Source organism: Duganella sp. Leaf61, from assembly GCF_001421905.1.
In the GTDB taxonomy this organism is placed as follows: Bacteria; Pseudomonadota; Gammaproteobacteria; order Burkholderiales; family Burkholderiaceae_D; genus Rugamonas; species Rugamonas zoogloeoides.
Genome location: NZ_LMLM01000001.1, coordinates 220780 through 236729 on the forward strand (window position 1 = coordinate 220780; position 15950 = coordinate 236729).

General features: G+C 62.2%; 17 protein-coding genes. 9 read left to right on the plus strand and 8 right to left on the minus strand.

The window, feature by feature from the left end:
* Position 1 precedes the first annotated feature (1 nt).
* The 6 genes from ASF04_RS00900 to ASF04_RS00925 form a co-directional block, all read right to left on the minus strand.
* Positions 2–3178, minus strand: coding sequence for a transglycosylase domain-containing protein (locus ASF04_RS00900; RefSeq protein WP_056137503.1), 3177 nt, complete (start codon positions 3176–3178; stop codon positions 2–4).
* 303 nt (positions 3179–3481) lie between these two features.
* Positions 3482–4267: a molybdopterin-binding protein gene (locus ASF04_RS00905; RefSeq protein WP_056137504.1), complete on the minus strand. Its 786-nt coding sequence runs from the start codon at positions 4265–4267 to the stop codon at positions 3482–3484.
* A gap of 14 nt (positions 4268–4281) precedes the next feature.
* Positions 4282–5112 (minus strand): EI24 domain-containing protein, encoded by an 831-nt coding sequence (locus ASF04_RS00910; protein WP_056137505.1) that lies wholly within the window; start codon positions 5110–5112, stop codon positions 4282–4284.
* 123 nt (positions 5113–5235) lie between these two features.
* Positions 5236–6231, minus strand: coding sequence for a sterol desaturase family protein (locus tag ASF04_RS00915; RefSeq protein WP_056137506.1), 996 nt, complete (start codon positions 6229–6231; stop codon positions 5236–5238).
* Positions 6228–7025: a polysaccharide deacetylase family protein gene (locus ASF04_RS00920; protein ID WP_056137507.1), complete on the minus strand. Its 798-nt coding sequence runs from the start codon at positions 7023–7025 to the stop codon at positions 6228–6230. The genes ASF04_RS00915 and ASF04_RS00920 overlap by 4 nt, the downstream gene beginning before the upstream one ends.
* The gene (locus ASF04_RS00925; RefSeq protein WP_056137508.1) at positions 7025–8005 is read right to left on the minus strand and encodes a cytochrome D1 domain-containing protein; all 981 of its coding nucleotides are present in this window, start codon (positions 8003–8005) and stop codon (positions 7025–7027) included. The genes ASF04_RS00920 and ASF04_RS00925 overlap by 1 nt, the downstream gene beginning before the upstream one ends.
* A gap of 186 nt (positions 8006–8191) precedes the next feature.
* On the opposite strand from ASF04_RS00925, the gene ASF04_RS00930 reads away from it, so the two are divergent.
* Positions 8192–8548 (plus strand): FKBP-type peptidyl-prolyl cis-trans isomerase, encoded by a 357-nt coding sequence (locus ASF04_RS00930; protein ID WP_019921571.1) that lies wholly within the window; start codon positions 8192–8194, stop codon positions 8546–8548.
* Positions 8549–8587: 39 nt separating this feature from the next.
* Here the strand turns inward: ASF04_RS00930 and ASF04_RS00935 are convergent, their stop codons facing one another.
* On the minus strand, positions 8588–9337 hold the full coding sequence (locus ASF04_RS00935; RefSeq protein WP_056137509.1) for a hypothetical protein: 750 nt from the start codon (positions 9335–9337) through the stop codon (positions 8588–8590).
* Positions 9338–9561: 224 nt separating this feature from the next.
* Between ASF04_RS00935 and ASF04_RS00940 the strand changes: the two genes are divergently transcribed.
* Positions 9562–9852 carry an HU family DNA-binding protein gene (locus tag ASF04_RS00940; protein ID WP_019921569.1) on the plus strand — a complete coding sequence of 97 codons (291 nt, stop codon included), beginning with the start codon at positions 9562–9564 and terminating at the stop codon, positions 9850–9852.
* Between the two features lie 180 nt (positions 9853–10032).
* Positions 10033–10284, plus strand: coding sequence for an acyl-CoA-binding protein (locus ASF04_RS00945; RefSeq protein WP_019921568.1), 252 nt, complete (start codon positions 10033–10035; stop codon positions 10282–10284).
* A gap of 39 nt (positions 10285–10323) precedes the next feature.
* On the opposite strand, the gene ASF04_RS00950 is transcribed toward ASF04_RS00945, so the two are convergent.
* Positions 10324–10605: a polyhydroxyalkanoic acid system family protein gene (locus ASF04_RS00950; protein ID WP_056137510.1), complete on the minus strand. Its 282-nt coding sequence runs from the start codon at positions 10603–10605 to the stop codon at positions 10324–10326.
* A 270-nt stretch (positions 10606–10875) separates the two neighbouring features.
* On the opposite strand from ASF04_RS00950, the gene fdxA reads away from it, so the two are divergent.
* The 6 genes from fdxA to nth all read left to right on the plus strand — a co-directional run bounded on the left by fdxA (position 10876) and on the right by nth (position 15917).
* Positions 10876–11199 carry a ferredoxin FdxA gene (fdxA, locus tag ASF04_RS00955; RefSeq protein ID WP_056137511.1) on the plus strand — a complete coding sequence of 108 codons (324 nt, stop codon included), beginning with the start codon at positions 10876–10878 and terminating at the stop codon, positions 11197–11199.
* An 85-nt stretch (positions 11200–11284) separates the two neighbouring features.
* Positions 11285–12349: an NAD(P)/FAD-dependent oxidoreductase gene (locus tag ASF04_RS00960; RefSeq protein WP_019921565.1), complete on the plus strand. Its 1065-nt coding sequence runs from the start codon at positions 11285–11287 to the stop codon at positions 12347–12349.
* Between the two features lie 382 nt (positions 12350–12731).
* Positions 12732–13973, plus strand: coding sequence for a polyhydroxyalkanoate depolymerase (locus ASF04_RS00965; RefSeq protein ID WP_056137512.1), 1242 nt, complete (start codon positions 12732–12734; stop codon positions 13971–13973).
* Positions 13974–14050: 77 nt separating this feature from the next.
* Positions 14051–14461: a MarR family winged helix-turn-helix transcriptional regulator gene (locus ASF04_RS00970; RefSeq protein WP_056137513.1), complete on the plus strand. Its 411-nt coding sequence runs from the start codon at positions 14051–14053 to the stop codon at positions 14459–14461.
* A 68-nt stretch (positions 14462–14529) separates the two neighbouring features.
* The gene (gene rsxB / locus ASF04_RS00975) at positions 14530–15273 is read left to right on the plus strand and encodes an electron transport complex subunit RsxB (protein ID WP_056137514.1); all 744 of its coding nucleotides are present in this window, start codon (positions 14530–14532) and stop codon (positions 15271–15273) included.
* Positions 15270–15917 carry an endonuclease III gene (gene nth, locus ASF04_RS00980; protein ID WP_056137515.1) on the plus strand — a complete coding sequence of 216 codons (648 nt, stop codon included), beginning with the start codon at positions 15270–15272 and terminating at the stop codon, positions 15915–15917. The genes rsxB and nth overlap by 4 nt, the downstream gene beginning before the upstream one ends.
* The last annotated feature ends 33 nt before the right edge of the window (positions 15918–15950 follow it).

The following is a 15950-nucleotide window of genomic DNA, read 5'->3' on the forward strand; positions in this document are numbered from 1 at the left end:
GTCAGCCGCCGCAGGCGCGCAGCGGAGCGGCGACTACCGGCTTGGGCTGCGTCGCCGCCACTTCCGGCGCCGTGCCCGGCACCACCGGCGGCACCACCGCCGGCTTGACGACCGGGTGCGGATCGATCAGCGGCATCAAATGCGGCGCCAGCACCACCAGCAACTGTACCGGCAGCGCGCTGGTGAAGTCGTAGTTTTTCGACTCCGGCCCGTGCACATACGCGGTCATGCTGCCAAAGAAGCGCTCGCCGATATTGAACACGAACGTCGCCGACCGGTTCACATAGCGCGACTCGATCAGCCGTCCGCCGCCGCCATACACGTCGAAACGCTGGTCGCCGGTCCCGGTCTTGCCGCCCACCGGCAGCAAGGTGCCGTCCGAGGTCGTGAATGCCCCGCGTGCGCGCTTGGCGGTACCGTCCGACACCACGCCCCGGATCGCTTCGGCCACCACCTGCGCCACTTCCGGCGCCAGCACCTGCTCGTTATTGACTGGCTTGGCGCGGGTGACGGTGGTGTCATACGGCGTGTTCTTGGCGAAGTGCAAAGTCGTCACGCGCTGGCTGGTCTTGCGCACGCCGCCGTTGACGATGATGCCCATCAGCTCGGCCAGCGCAGCCGGCCGGTCGGCCGACGCGCCCAGCGTGGTGGCGTACGACGGCACCAGCGAATCGAACGGATAACCCATCTTCTTCCACTGCTTGTGCACTTCCATGAAGCCTTCGACTTCCAGCAGGCCGGCGATGCGGCGATCCTGGGCGTGCTTGCGCTTGGTTTTCAGCAGCCACTGGTACACGTCCTGGCGCTCTTTCTCGCTGGCCGCATTCATCTGTGTCAGGGTGGCGCCCGGATTGGCGTGCAGGTAAGCCACCATCCACAGTTCCAGCGGATGCACGCTGGCCAGGTAGCCGCGATCGGCCAGCGACCACTGGTCCATCGCATACTGGTCGTACAGCTTGGCGACTTTCTCGTCCGACACCTCGTTTTGCGACGACAGGTTGGCGCGCAGGAACGACGCGAACTCCTGCTGGGTCGCTTTCGGATACACGGTACGGTGGATCACGGCCAGGCGCACCGGCGTGCGGCGCAGGTTGGCCAGCATGATGTTGTCGAACTCGGAGACCGGCTTGCCCTTGTACTTGGCCCAGAAGCGCGCCAGGAACTCCTTGCCTTCCTTGTCCGCAAAGCGCGCCAGGTACTGGGCGCGGCGCGGATCGTCGGCGTCGGCCAGCAGCGAGGCGGACGAACCCGGCGTCTGGAACATGTAGAACTTGGCGACGTCGCGCATCAGGCGCACGAACACCAGGTTGGTCGAGCGGCGCAGCGCCTCGGTCACGGTCAGGATTTTGCCGTTGTCTTCCTTGGAGAAGTTGCCGAAGTAATGCAGGCCGCCGCCGGTGAAGAAGCCCTCGCCCGGGTTGCCCGAATACTTGCGCTCCATCGCCGCGTGCAGCATGGGGGTCAACGCCCGCGCCTCGCCGCCCACCGGCAAGCCCTTGAAGTAATCGAGCGCCCACAGCGACAGCTTGTCCTGCGGATCGACTACCACCTTGCCCAGCTCGCCCGCACTCATGCCCGCGTATTTCTTGTGCAGCTGGTCCATGATGTCGAGATAGCTGACCAGCGTGCGCAGCTTGGCCGTGGAGCCCAGGTCCAGCTTGGCGCCTTCGTTGATGTCGAGCGGCTGGTCGTAGTTGTCGGTTTGCAGGCGCAGGAAGTTGGTATCCTTGCCCTTTTCCAGCAAGGTAAAGCTGTACACCACGTTGGCCGGGTCGCCATTGCCGAGCATGCCCTTGCCGGTCAGGCCGGCAGCCTTGGCGCGCTCGGGGTCGCGCAGGTCATTGAGCACTTGCGTGACGGCCGTTTGCGCCTGCGCGTCCAGCGTGCTGGTCACGTCCAGGTCCAGGCGGTCGAGGTTGTACATCCGGTTGTCGCCCAGCAGGTTGGCCAGGTGGTTGCGGATGGCGTTGGTGGCCTTGCGCGAGACGAACGTCATCGGCGGCGCCGCTTGCAGGCCGTTACCCTTGGCCGGGTGCAGTTTTTGTTTCAAGGCCATGTCGCGCATGGCCGCCGTGATCACGCCGTCCTTGGCCAGGATGCGCAGGTGGGCATCGGCCAGCTGGTCGAGGTCTTCGGCGCCGTCACCGAGGTAATAGCTGGGGCGGCGCTGCGCGATCATCAGGCTCAGCGCTTCCTTGTACACCAGCGCGGTATCGGCATCGGGTTTTTCCAGATCGCGCGCCATGATGCGGTTGAACTCGTCGAAACCACGGCCATACCACACCCACATGCCATCGCCGACGCCGTTGACTTCACCGTAGCCGGGCTTGGCCGACAGCGGCACCGTGTTCAGGTACTCGATGACGATGCGGCGGCGCGCACGGGTGGTGTCCGGGCCGTCCTGGTACGAGCGCAGGCTGGCGGAGATCATCTGCTGCAGCTTGTCGGTCATGGATCCGGTACGCCCTTCCGGCGAATGGCGGTATTTCTCGATTTGCGTGGCCAGCGTACTGCCGCCGGCGGCGCGGTGGCCGGCGCCCAGCGCGCTCATGCTTTTCTCGAGCACGGCCTTGGCCAGCCGGTCCCATTCCACGGCCGGGTTACGTTTCGGGTAGGTATTGTCGAGCAGTTCGCGGTTTTCGATGTACAGCAGTGAGCTGATCAGCACCATCGGCGCCTGCTCGAACTTGCCGTAGATGCGTTCCGGGTAGTTAGTGGCGTACAGCTGCTGGGCACGGCAATCGTAAATCGTCAGGCCGGTCTTGGTTTTCTCGTGGTACACCGGGAAGATGCCGCGCTCGGCCAGTTCCAGCATCTTGGGCGACATGCGCGACTGCGCGCCGACCTGGTACTCGCGCGCGCTCAGGCGGCCGATGTAATCGGGCAGGTTGGAGTAGCCGAGGCGCTCGTCGTACGGGCTATCGTGCGGGAACCGGATAGCCTTGCTCAGGCCCGGCTGGACCTTCCAGGTCATCTTGCCGGCCAAGTCAGTGAAAATGCGCGCCTGCATGGCGGACGTGCGGCTTTCCTGCACGCCGAGGTACACGGCAAACGAGGCGCCGACCAGCAGCACGAGGATGAAGGCGTTGCGCGTGCGCTTGCTCTTCTTGGGTGGTTCGGACGGTGGCGCGTCAGGCTGCGCCGGCGCGAGATGCGCTTCGGAATCTTCTATGGGCATGGGGGGAACGACTTGAAGGTGACGCTTGCGTCGAAATCCCAGGACTGCCGCGCCTGCGCGCAATTTGCGCGCTGCACGCACCAAGGGCCGGCGGTAACGACGATTGCTTAACATATGAGACAAACCGGTCAGCTGTTCAGTAAAGACTGCTAGTCACCATTGCACCACAAGGCGACGGTACAGACCGGTGCGTTCGCAGAATAATTGCTTTACGGTGCGCATTTTCGCAAAAAAACAACGACGGCGACAACCCCCATACGCCGCCAGGGAGAGACATCCGCCGCTGCCTGGGCAGCGTGCGCTTTACTGCGCCGCGAACTCCACGCCCAGGCGCGTCAACTCGTCGCGCAGTTGCTGGAACGCTTCGAGCGTTTGCGCCGGTTCGCCCTTCACGCCCAGCTCGATATGGCGACGCGTGGTGGCGTCGCCCACGCTCGGCAGGCTGAACACTTTTACGCGCGCATACTGTTTTTCGAGCGCCACCATCAGCGGCGTCAGCGACGACTCGGCCGCCTCGTACACCAGCACCGACTGCTCCAGATGCGGTTCGCGGTTGAACAGGTTAGCATACTTGTTGTCTAACACCCATTCGATCATGGGCCAGGCCATGACCGGGAAGCCCGGCACAAAATAATGCTGGTGCAGCGAGAAGCCGGCGATGTTGTTGTACGGGTTGGGGATCAGGTCCGCGCCTTCGGCAAACTCGGCCATTTTCAGGCGGTGCAGGTTTTCCGGCGAGTTCAAATCGGCCGGCTGGCCGGCCTCCTCTCCCATTTGCAGGATGCGCTGCTCGATGTTGCGCTTGCCCTGTTCATGCAGCACCAGCGGCAAACCCAGCGCGTCGGCAGCGGCCTGGCGCGTGTGGTCGTCCGGCGTGGCGCCGATGCCGCCGCAGCAGAACACGATGTCGCCGGTGGCAAACGTGCGTTGCAACGTCGCGACGATGCGCGCCGGCTCGTCGCCGAGGATGTCGGCCCAGTCGAGTTTCAGGCCGCGTGCGGCCAGCAACTGCACCACCTTGGAAAAGTGCTGATCGACGCGCCTGCCGGACAGGATTTCGTCGCCGATGATGATAAGTCCGATCGCCATAAGATCCCGCTTTCTCAGAGTTCAATCGGGGTGGGGTCAATCACTGCCGGTTCCTTGGCGCGCAGGCGCGCCAGCGCTTCCATGCAATAGTAGGCAAACCACAACCCGGTAAAGATAAATACCAGCACGTACAGCCAGATCGATGCGGCGGCCAGGAACGGGAAGAATACCACCGCCATCACGCCACCGAGCCAGATCGCGCCGGGCAAGGCGCCGGCCGCGCCGGACACCATGCCGATCACCAGCAAGCGCCAGCGGTGTTCGGCCAGGATGGCGCGCCGCTCCTCGGCGCTGGCGTAGTCGGCCAGCACGTCGTACACCATTACGCGGCAGGTCAGCCAGCCCCACAACATCGCCTGCACCAGCACGGCCAGCGGCGGAAATACGTACAACGGCAAGGTCAGCAGCCACAGGCCGATAAAGATCAGCATGCCGCCGACGGCCGTTCCCACGCTGCCGATCAGGGTGCCGCCGTGGCGCTGCTCGAGCTGCGGATAATGGCGCAGACCCACGTGGCGGCATATCACCGGCATGGCGATCAGCCCGATAAAAATCAGCGCGGTCATGATCATCAGCGGCAACAGCAGCAGCATCGAGATCAGCGGCACCACCACGGCTGTCAGGGTGCCCAGCCCGAGCGAGCGCAGCCAGCTGGTGCTCGTGGTGAACAGGTTATGTTCCGCAAACAACCCGTGCATGGCGTCGATCAGCGGTTGCAGGCCGAAATACAGCAACACCGCCCACACGCCCACAGCCAGCAGGAACGGCGCCAGGCTCATCGCCAGCAACTTGCCGTGCCATTGCGACAGGAAAGCGCGCCCCCAGGCGCGTAACACGTTACTCATGGGCACCTCGAAAAACCGTCGCGAGCGGCAGCAGTGTTGGTCGAGAAGCGCAGCTGTGCTGGAGCACAGCGAGCATCGCAGACCGACAATGCAACGCGCAGTAGGTTTTTCGAGCTGCCCTCATCACACCACATCCTTTCGTGCATATTCCACCAGGCGCTTCAACGCCAGCCAGTGCTGCGACCAGAACCCCTTGCCGTATTCGCGCCCCGGCACGACGGTGCCGTCCGCTGCCGTTTTCGGCAGCTGGTCGCGGATGCCGGTGGTCACGAATTCGGGCGTAAAGTTGGCGGTCCTGAAAATGATATCCCACACCGGCAGCAGCACGGCAAAATTGCAGCCGCCCAGGGTGCCGGCGCCTTGCGATTCGTGGCCGACGCCGATCGCGTGGTGCATGCGGTGGTAGCGCGGCGACACCAGCAGGCGTTCGCCGAGCCAGCCGAAATGGATGCGCACATTGGCGTGCTGCAAACTTTGCAGGATGCGCGAGACCGACACCAGCATCACGTACTGCGACGGCTCCACGCCGATACACAGTGCGATCACGCCCATGTAAATGTCGCGCAGGAAGTCGTCGAGCAGGTGGTTGCGGTTGTCGCTCCACAGGTTCATGTTCTGCTGGCTGTGGTGCAGGCCGTGCAGCGCCCACCACCAGTTGAACTGGTGCGAGGCGCGGTGGTACCAGTAATCGAAGAAGTCCAGCACCACGAAGTACACCAGGAAGGCGCCGAGCGGACTGATATTGGGGATCAGCGATTCCAGGTTGAGCGGCTGGAAGCTCTCGAAGCGCAGCAGCCCGGCCAGCGAATCGAGCAGCGGGTCGAGCGTGAAGAAGATCAGCACCGAGAACAGGCCGATGCGGTGCAACACGGTGTAGATAAAATCGTTCCAGCGCGCGCGCGGGTCGGTGAACTTGTGCACCGGGATCAGCGCCTCCATCGGCCGCAGCACCAGGAACAGCAAGATCAGTTCGAGCACGCCGATCATCAGCCACTCGGTGCCCTCGAACGCTTCCTCGATGTATTCGCCGAAGCCGAGCTGGAATACCAGCGGCTGTATCACTGTTTCGAACAACCACCCCTGGGCGGTGCCGAACCAGTCGGAAATTGTCTGCATCATCGCGGTTTGAAAAGTGAAGAATAGTCAGGGTGTTCGCGCAGCGTGGCAAAGCAAAAGCCTTTTTGCTCCAGGCCGCTAATCAACAGCTCCAGGTTGGCGGGCGCCCACGCCTCCTTGCGCGACCAGATGCCCATGTGGGCCACGAAAATGTCGCCGCTGCGCAAGTCGCGCAAGGACTTTTGCAACAATACCGGATTTGGATAAGCCGTGCTCGAGAGCTCATCGCCCGAGAAGCCGGCCGGCGCCCAGCCCACGTGCGCATAGCCGCAGGCCTTGGCCGCCGCCACCGTGCGCGGCGACGTGCGCCCGGCCGGTGCGCGCCACAGCGGATCGAGGTGTACGCCGGTCAGTTCGGCGAAGCGGCGATCGACGCGCTTGATCTCGTCGCAATACTGGTCTGGTGTGAGGCTGCGCATCTTGCCGGCCGACGCACCGAAGCCGGGCTTGACGCGGAACTGGCCATCCTTTTCGCCGGCCAGCACGTCATGGTCGAACGTATGCGAACCGAATGCATGGCCCTCGCCCACGCGCGCCTTCCAGTACGCCGACCACGACGGGTCGAGCGAATAGTCGCCGCGCACGGTCTTCTCGTTGGCGAGAAAGAACGTGGCCTTGATGTGGTGGCGCTTGAGGGTGTCGGCGATCAGCTCGGCCTGCGACTGGCTGCCGGTGTCAAAGGTGAGATAAATGGTGCCCTTGCAAACGCCTGCCGGCGTGGCAGGCGTTGCGGCGAGCGCCGGCGCCGCCAGCGCGGTCAGCAGCGCCAGCGCCGGTCTGGCAGTACGATGGTCCATCAGCGCTGGGCGGAATTGATGAAAAATACGCCGTGCGGCGAGCGGCCCACCGGGATCAGCTTGGTGATCTTGCGGGTTTTCAGGTCGATCACCGCCACCTTTTTAATCCAGCGCAGCGTCACCCACATGGTTTTGCCGTCGTCGGTGATTTCCATGCAGTCCGGGCCGCCGGGTACGTTGATCTGGCCAACGTTTTCCAGCGTCTTCTGGTCGATGATGTTAATCGAGTTCGACACCCGGTTCGACACATAGGTGTAGCGGCCGTCGCCGGCCGAGCGGAAGTTGTGCGCGCCCATGCCGGTCTTGATGCGCTTGACGGTCTTTTGGATTTTCCAGTCGATCACTTCCACGTAGTCGCTGCCCATGATGCCCACCAGCAGGTACTTGTCGTCCGGTGTCATGGCGATGCCGGCTGGCAGCTTGCCCACCGACATGGTCCACTTGACCGCACCGCTGACCAGGTCGATGGCGCTGACCTGGTCGCTGCCCTGCTGGGTGATGAAGGCAGTGGTGCTGGCCTTGTCGAACGCCATGTGGCTCGGCAGCTTGGCCAGCGCAATGCGCTTGTTCAGGGTCAGGTTAGTGCCGTTGTAGCGGTAAATGTCCACCCGGTCCAGCCGCAGCGAGTTCGAGACGAACCATTTCTGGTCGGGCGAGAAGCCGATCTGGTACGGGTCGAGGATGTCCTTGAGAGTGCGCTGGATCTGGCCCGACTTCGGATCGAGGAAGATCAGTTCGTTACCGACCGAGCTGGCCACGATCAGCGACTTGTTGTCGGGCGTGGCCATCAGGTGGTGCGGCTCCTTGCCGACCGGGAAGGTGGACAAGCTCTGGTACGTGGCCTGGTCCAGCAACTGCACGGTCGCATCACGCGAGTTGAGCACCACCACGACGTTGGCCTGGGCGCCCTGGATGAAGGCGACGGCGCAAACGCTGGAAACAACGATATGGCGGAAATTGCGGCGGAGACTGCTGAACATGAAGAAATCGCTTGTAGGAGCAAAGACTTTATTTTACGTGCAAACCCGGCTGTGCCGAGGGGGAAAGTTCACAATTATTCTGCCGTGCGGGCTGGCGCGCGACACCGGCCAGGGCATCGGGAGCGACGCCACCTTGTCGCTGCTGCTACAATTGATGACTTGTTCCCAACAATAGAAGGAAAAGCTATGTCCACCATCACTACCGACTCCGGCCTGCAATTCATCGAACTGACGGTTGGCGACGGCGCTGAAGCCAAGGCCGGTCAAAACGTTACCGTGCATTACACCGGCTGGCTGCGCAACGACGACGGCACCAAGGGCGCCAAGTTCGATTCGAGCAAAGACCGCAACGACCCGTTCGAGTTCGCACTGGGCGCGGGCATGGTCATCCGTGGTTGGGACGAAGGCGTGCAAGGCATGAAAATCGGCGGCGCCCGCCAGCTGATCATTCCAGCGGAACTGGGCTACGGTTCGCGCGGCGCCGGCGGCGTGATTCCACCGAATGCCACCCTGATCTTCGACGTCGAACTGCTGGGCGTTTAATCGCGTTAAGTAGTACCGCTGGCAGCGCGCGCACTACCCTCAGCGCTGCCAGTTGCGCCGCAACGCCTCCTGCTCCGCGCGCGTATCCATCATTCCCCCCACTATTCGCTGGTCGATCGCTTCGAGCACTGCTGTCGGCATTTCCGTGCCTGCCATGCGCTGCGCGCTCATTTGTGGCGCGGGACGCATGTTTTGCACCATTACTGGCACCCGCCACTCCTCGCTGGCGCGGCAGGCCATGCCCACCAGATCCTGGCTCAGGCCCACCAGCGTAAAGGTGCGGCAATAGCCGCCCTGGTTCGACAGAAAACTCAAGCCCACCCGCACATCGCCTTCCGACGGCGCGGCGCCGCCCATTTGCCGGCTCAGCGCCAGATCGAGCTTGCCCTGGGCGATTAACATGCCGTTGCGGCTGATGATGGTGGTGGGTGTGGCCGGTGGTTCGCCCAGCCAGGCCGGCTGCCAGTACACCAGCGCAAAGCGCCCCGCCAGCAAGCCGGCGACCAGCGCGGCGCCGATCGCGATCCAGACCGGCCAGCGCCAGCGCGGCGTTTGCGCCTTGCGCGCAGCCTGCTGCACGGCCACGCGCTGGGCCCGGATCGCCGACAGGTGTACCACTTTACCGTAGCGCGGCTGCGGTCCGTTGTATGCATGGGATTTCACGCGCAGGGTGGCCACCCGGCATTGCAGGCTGGCGTCGCGCTGCATGGCGTGCTCGATGGCGCGGCGGGTCGCGTCGTCCAGCTGGCCATCGGCGTAGGCAATCAGTGTGTCATCTGAAAAGCTCATCATCCTGCTCATTATCGCTGCGCAAGTCGTGCCATGATAAACCTTTTTGAACAGGATGCGAGTCCGTCAGGATTGCGTAAGCCCTTTAACTACAAGGGATCATCCGGTGCAAATGGGCGCGCGGCAGGTGCAGCAAGGGTTACTTTGAAACTCTTCACGCGGAAACCATTACATCTGACAATATTTATGCTAATCTGCGCGCTCTAATAACCAAGGAGGTAGTAATGAAAAAAGGCGAACTGATTGCTGAATTTGCGAAACGCACCGAGATGTCTGCTGCTGCCGCCAACACCGCAGTAAACACCCTGATCGCCATCGTGACCGAGCGTCTGAAAAAAGGCGACACGGTAGGCATCACCGGCTTCGGCACCTTCTCCGTTGCCAAGCGTGCTGCGCGCAAAGGTCGCAATCCAGCTACCGGCGAAGCGATCAAGATCGCTGCGTCGAAAACCCCGAAATTCTCGGCGGGCGCGACCCTGAAGTCGGCTGTCAACCCGGCCAAAAAAGCCAAGTAATTGCAGCACCGCTGGCGCCCAGGTGCAGCCAGCGACCAGTAACACGGCGGTTCATGCCAGGCGCACAGCCTGCCATGGCCGCCGTTGTGCTTTGGAGCGCGTGTTTTTGAGGGGTTCCTCTAGCGGATTTCGCGAGGGCTGCGGGTATGATGGACGATTGCACCCAACACAGGAGAAGACATGAGCTTACAAGCACAATTCGAACAAGCCCAGGCGGACTCGAAAAACCTGCCGGAACGTCCGGACAATATGACCCTGCTGAAAATCTACGCGCTGTTCAAGCAGGCGTCGGTGGGCGACGCCACCGGCGAGCGTCCCGGCTTTACCGACATGGTCGGCCGCGCCAAGTTCGACGCCTGGGATGCACTCAAGGGCACCAGCGCCGACGACGCCAAACAACAGTACATCGACCTGATCGAAGACCTGAAGTAATCCCGTGCCGGCCCTGGACTACCATGGGCCGGCCTCCTGCTATGCTGCCGTAAATACGCGGCGCATCTTGTCCGCTACCTTGCTCTCGATCTGCGACGCAAACGCGCTGATCGGAAAGCCGAGGGCGATATGCAACTGCGCCTGGTTCGGCAGCAAACTCAGCGTGCCATTCACGCCGCTGCGCTCGAACCGCAGCACATCACCATCCCAGCGCGACGTCAATTCGAATTGTTCGGACAGTTTGTCCGCAACTTGTTGCGCCGCCGCACGGGCTTGCTCGGGCGCCAGGTGGTGTTCCTGGACGATGTTGATGTCCGCCATGCACTTCCTTAAAAGTAAAACAAAGGCTGCATCATGCCAGTTGCGCCCCTGCGGCGCTAGTGTCCGGCCTGCCTGAACGATGCCGATGGGTCCGCGCGCGAGTCGCGCTGCGGCTCCGCGCCCGGCCACGGCGCATTTGCTTATATGTATTGTATATAAGCGCCGTTTGTGAGAAATAAGGAATTACCTTAAAATACAGTGCTTTGCCGAGGTTAGCCGGCTACGCCATTGCCGCCGACGCCACTGCGCACCAACATTGATAGGACTGTTATGACCCACGTTGTCACCGAATCTTGCATCAGCTGCCGTTATACGGACTGCGTCGATGTTTGCCCGGTAGATTGTTTCCGCTCTGGACCGAACTTCCTTGCCATCGACCCGGACGAGTGCATCGACTGCGCCGTTTGCGTGGCCGAGTGCCCGGTCAACGCGATTTACGCCGAAGAAGATGTGCCCGGCGACCAGCAGCAATACATCAAGCTCAACGCCGACCTGTCGCGCCACTGGCCGTCGATCACCAAGACCGTCGCCCCGCTGCCGGACGCCGACCAGTTCAAGGACGTCAAAGACAAGCTGCACCTGCTGGTACGCTAAGACGTCTGTCTGGCCGGGCAATACCGACAGCGCGCAGCGCGCTGTCGGTATTGCCTAACCATTATTGAAATCACAGGAAAAACGAATGAATAGCACTGTCACCCCTACCGGCGTCATCGAAACCGATGCCGTCATCATTGGCGCCGGCCCGGTCGGCCTGTTCCAGGTCTTCGAACTGGGCCTGCTGGAAATCAAAGCCCATGTGATCGATTCGCTGGGCGCGGTGGGCGGACAATGCGTCGAACTGTATCCTGACAAGCCGATCTACGACATCCCGGCCGTGCCTTCGTGCACCGGTCAGGAACTGACCGACAACCTGCTCAAGCAGATCGAGCCGTTCGAGCCGACCTTCCACCTGGGCCAGGAAGTGGTCAAGGTTCAACGCCGCGACGACGGCCGTTTCGACGTCGCCACCACTGCCGGTACCGAGTTCATCACCAAGACCATCTTCATTGCTGCAGGCGTCGGTTCGTTCCAGGCCCGTACCCTGAAAGTGGACGGCATCGACGTCTTCGAAGGTTCGCAACTGCACTACAAGGTCAAGGATCCTGCCCAGTTCGAAGGCAAGAACCTGGTCATCTGCGGCGGCGGCGACTCGGCCCTGGACTGGGCCCTGAACTTCGTCGGCAAGGCCGAATCGGTCGTGCTGCTGCACCGCCGTGAGGACTTCCGCGCTGCGCCAGCCTCGGTCGCCAAGATGAAAGCACTGTGCGACGACTACGAAATGCAATTGATCGTGGGCCAGGCCACTGGTTTCGAGACCAAGGACGACAAGCTGACCGAACTGAAGGTCACCGGCCAGGACGGCGTTACCCGCCGCGTGCCTCTGGACATGCTGCTGGTGTTCTACGGCCTGTCGCCGAAGCTGGGCCCGATCGCCGAATGGGGCCTGGACATCGAGCGCCGCCAGCTCAAGGTGCAGGATACCGAGAAGTTCGAAACCAATGTGCCGGGCATCTTTGCCGTGGGCGACATCAACACCTATCCGGGCAAGAAAAAGCTGATCCTGTCGGGCTTCCACGAAGCCGCGCTGGCCGCCTTTGGCGCCGCGCCGTACATCTTCCCGGACAAGAAGATCCACATGCAATACACCACCACCTCGCCAAAGCTGCACAAGGTGCTGGGCGTGGAGACGCCAGTTTTTGATTAAGGGAACATCAAAAACCTACTGCACGGTCCGCTATCGCCGCTCCGTTGCTCAGCGTACAGCTGTACGCTTCCGCTACTCGCGACGATAACGAACCGCTCGCTACGGTTTTTCAATATTCCCAAGCTTGATCAAGTGCTACTAGCGCATCGCCAGTAACACAACACTCAGGTAGATGTCCTACATAAAAGCAGCGGAAACGCTGCTTTTTTTATGGCGGCAGCAGTATTATTCTTGAGACGGGATTTGTTGCGCAATATCAGTAATTTTTCCCCGAGGCACCAAAATGCATCGATCACCAGCCCCTACGCGGCCTTGCGCCGCTAAATTGGCGTATCATGCATGGATTGGTGCAACGCACCATAAAAACACCGGGACAACTACCATGCTCTACCAACTGCACGAAATGCAACGATCGATGCTCACGCCACTGATGCAGTGGGCCGATGCCTCCGCCAAAATCTTCAGCAATCCGGTCTCGCCGCTGGCGCACACGCCGTTCGCGCAGCGCATCGCCGCCGGCTACGAACTGATGTACCGACTGGGCAAGGACTACGAAAAGCCGGCGTTCGGCATCGACACGTCTCCGGTCAAGGGTATGCCCGAGCCGGTAGGCATCATCGAGCAGGTGACAGTCAACAAACCGTTCTGCCGCGTGATCCACTTCCGCAAGGACCTGGACGATCAGCAGGTGACAGACCTGGCGCAGCCGACCGTGCTGCTGGTGGCGCCGCTGTCGGGACACCACTCCACGCTGCTGCGCGACACCGTGCGCGGCTTACTGGTCGAGCACGACGTCTTCATCACGGACTGGACCGACGCCCGCATGGTGCCGCTGGCCGACGGCGCCTTCCGCCTCGACGATTACATTTATTATGTGCAGGACTTCATCCGCCACCTCGGCCCGGACGTGCACGTGATTTCCGTGTGCCAGCCCACGGTGCCGGTATTGGCCGCCATTTCGCTGATGGCAACCGCCAACGACCCTAAACTGCCGAAAACCATGACCATGATGGGCGGCCCGATCGATCCGCGCCGTTCGCCCACGGCCGTCAACAACCTGGCCACCGAGAAAAAATTCTCGTGGTTTGAAAACACCGTGATTTACCCGGTGCCGCCGAACTACCCCGGTTTCGGCCGCAAGGTGTACCCGGGCTTCCTGCAGCACGCCGGCTTCATCGCCATGAACCCGGGCCGCCACGCCGAGAGCCACCGCGACTTCTACAACCACCTGGTCAAGGGTGACGAAGAAACCGCCGAATCGCACCGCAAGTTCTACGACGAATACAATGCCGTGCTGGACATGCCGGCCGAGTACTATCTCGACACCATCAAGACCGTGTTCCAGGAATTCGCCCTGCCGCGAGGCACCTGGGAAGTGGGCGGCCAGCTGGTGCGTCCGCAAGACATCACCTCGGTGGCGCTGTTCACGGTCGAAGGCGAGCTGGACGACATTTCCGGCGCCGGCCAGACCCAGGCCGCGCACGACCTGTGCAGCAATATTCCGGACGACATGAAGCAGGACTTCGTGGCGCCGGGCGCCGGCCACTACGGTATTTTCTCGGGCCGCCGCTGGCGCGAGATGGTCTGCCCGAAAATCACCGATTTTATCAAGCAACACGCTTAAGTCTGCAAAATACCCGCCGCTGCAACAGCGCCGGGTATTTTTTCGGTCAAATACATCACGTTGCGATATATTTCGGCATGACTTCCAAAACCCTCGACAAATCGGACTTTGCCGCGCTGTCCGAATTCCGTTACCAGATGCGCCGCTTCGAACGCTTTTCCGAAGACGTGGTGCAAGCGCAAGGCATCACTCCCCTGCAATACCTGCTGCTGCTGCACATCAAGGGCTACCCGGGCCGCGACTGGGCCTCGGTGGGCGAACTGGCCGAACGGCTGCAAGCGAAGCACCACGGCGTGGTGGCGCTGGTCACGCGCTGCGAAGCGATGGGCCTGGTCATGCGGCGCGTGAGCGAGACCGACCGCCGCCGCGTGGAAATCCACCTGTTGCCGCACGGCGAAACCATCCTGGCCCAATTGGCCGAACAGCATCGCATCGAACTGCTGTCGCTCGCAGGCGTGTTCACCATTCCCCAGATCCGCCACGAGTAAAACCGGCTTTTTTCGGTGAACGGCGCGCAGATGTCGGATAATGGCGTTTTACCGATTTTGAAACCGCCGTGTCCGACCTCCGCCCCCTCGCCGACCGCATCGAAGACGTCCTGCCGCAAACGCAATGCACCAAGTGCGGCTTCGATGGCTGCCGTCCGTACGCGCAGGCAATAGCGGACGGCGCGGCCGAGATCAACCAGTGCCCGCCTGGCGGCGCCGAAGGCATCGCCAGGCTGTCGGCGGTCACCGGCCGCAAGGTCATTCCGCTCAATCCCGTCAACGGCCTCGAGCGCCCGCGCGCGGTGGCGTTTATCGACGAGTCGCTGTGCATCGGCTGCACCCTGTGCATCCAGGCCTGCCCGGTGGACGCCATCGTCGGCGCTGCCAAGCTGATGCACACCATCGTGCCCGACCTGTGCACCGGCTGCGACCTGTGCGTGAACCCGTGCCCGGTCGATTGCATCGTCATGTACCCGGTCACCGAGACCACCGGCTGGGCCGCCTGGGGCCAGCCCGAGGCCGACGCCGCGCGCGAGCGCCACGACTTCCGCACCGTGCGCCTCCAGCGCGAAAAGCGGGAAAACGACGACCGCCTGGCCGCCAAGGCCCACAGCAAGATGGAGGTCGTCAACGCCATCGATCCGGCCGACGCCGCGTCGGCCGAGGCGCTCGCGCGCAAGAAAGCCATCATCGCCGCCGCCATGGAGCGCGCCCGCGCCAAGAAAGAAGCTGCGGCAGCCGATGCTGCGGCAGCCGAAGCTGCGGCAGCCGAAGCTGCAGCAACCAGCCAGAACGGAACCAAGCCTGAATGAATCCAGCCAAACGCCACGAAATGTTCGTGCGCTTCCGCGCCGCCAATCCCCACCCCAAGACCGAACTCGAATACACCACGCCGTTCGAACTGCTGATCGCGGTGCTGCTGTCGGCGCAGGCCACCGACGTCGGCGTGAACAAGGCCACCCGCAAGCTCTACCCGGTGGCCAACACGCCGCAGGCGATACTCGACCTGGGCGAGGACGAACTCAAGACCTATATCCAGACCATCGGCCTGTATAAAACCAAGGGCAAGAACGTGATCGCCACGTGCAGGATGCTGGTGGACCTGCACGGCGGCGAAGTGCCGCGCGACCGCGAGTCGCTCGAAGCCCTGCCCGGCGTGGGCCGCAAGACTGCCAACGTGGTCATGAATACGGCGTTTGGCGAACCGACCATGGCGGTCGATACCCATATCTTCCGCGTGTCAAACCGCACCGGGCTGGCGCCCGGCAAGAATGTCGAGATCGTCGAGCAAAAGCTGTTAAAGTTCATTCCTAAAGAATTCTTGCAAGATGCGCATCATTGGCTGATACTGCATGGTCGCTATACCTGCAAGGCACGTAAACCAGAGTGCTGGAACTGCATGCAGATCGATTTATGCGACTACCGCAGCAAAACTCCGCCGCCAGCCATATTGTAAGCAAGCTTACCCCACGCTATCTTTACACGTTTT

Excerpts from the sequence above, each read along its gene's own strand:
- ASF04_RS00900 (WP_056137503.1), bottom strand. The coding sequence starts at position 3,178 with ATGCCCATAGAAGATTCCGAAGCGCATCTCGCGCCGGCGCAGCCTGAC.
- ASF04_RS00950 (WP_056137510.1), bottom strand. The coding sequence starts at position 10,605 with ATGGCGGACATCAACATCGTCCAGGAACACCACCTGGCGCCCGAGCAA.
- ASF04_RS00915 (WP_056137506.1), bottom strand. The coding sequence starts at position 6,231 with ATGATGCAGACAATTTCCGACTGGTTCGGCACCGCCCAGGGGTGGTTG.
- ASF04_RS00920 (WP_056137507.1), bottom strand. The coding sequence starts at position 7,025 with ATGGACCATCGTACTGCCAGACCGGCGCTGGCGCTGCTGACCGCGCTG.
- ASF04_RS00970 (WP_056137513.1), top strand. The coding sequence starts at position 14,051 with ATGACTTCCAAAACCCTCGACAAATCGGACTTTGCCGCGCTGTCCGAA.
- ASF04_RS00905 (WP_056137504.1), bottom strand. The coding sequence starts at position 4,267 with ATGGCGATCGGACTTATCATCATCGGCGACGAAATCCTGTCCGGCAGG.
- nth (WP_056137515.1), top strand. The coding sequence starts at position 15,270 with ATGAATCCAGCCAAACGCCACGAAATGTTCGTGCGCTTCCGCGCCGCC.
- ASF04_RS00940 (WP_019921569.1), top strand. The coding sequence starts at position 9,562 with ATGAAAAAAGGCGAACTGATTGCTGAATTTGCGAAACGCACCGAGATG.
- ASF04_RS00935 (WP_056137509.1), bottom strand. The coding sequence starts at position 9,337 with ATGAGCTTTTCAGATGACACACTGATTGCCTACGCCGATGGCCAGCTG.
- ASF04_RS00925 (WP_056137508.1), bottom strand. The coding sequence starts at position 8,005 with ATGTTCAGCAGTCTCCGCCGCAATTTCCGCCATATCGTTGTTTCCAGC.
- ASF04_RS00960 (WP_019921565.1), top strand. The coding sequence starts at position 11,285 with ATGAATAGCACTGTCACCCCTACCGGCGTCATCGAAACCGATGCCGTC.
- ASF04_RS00945 (WP_019921568.1), top strand. The coding sequence starts at position 10,033 with ATGAGCTTACAAGCACAATTCGAACAAGCCCAGGCGGACTCGAAAAAC.
- ASF04_RS00930 (WP_019921571.1), top strand. The coding sequence starts at position 8,192 with ATGTCCACCATCACTACCGACTCCGGCCTGCAATTCATCGAACTGACG.
- ASF04_RS00910 (WP_056137505.1), bottom strand. The coding sequence starts at position 5,112 with ATGAGTAACGTGTTACGCGCCTGGGGGCGCGCTTTCCTGTCGCAATGG.
- ASF04_RS00965 (WP_056137512.1), top strand. The coding sequence starts at position 12,732 with ATGCTCTACCAACTGCACGAAATGCAACGATCGATGCTCACGCCACTG.
- fdxA (WP_056137511.1), top strand. The coding sequence starts at position 10,876 with ATGACCCACGTTGTCACCGAATCTTGCATCAGCTGCCGTTATACGGAC.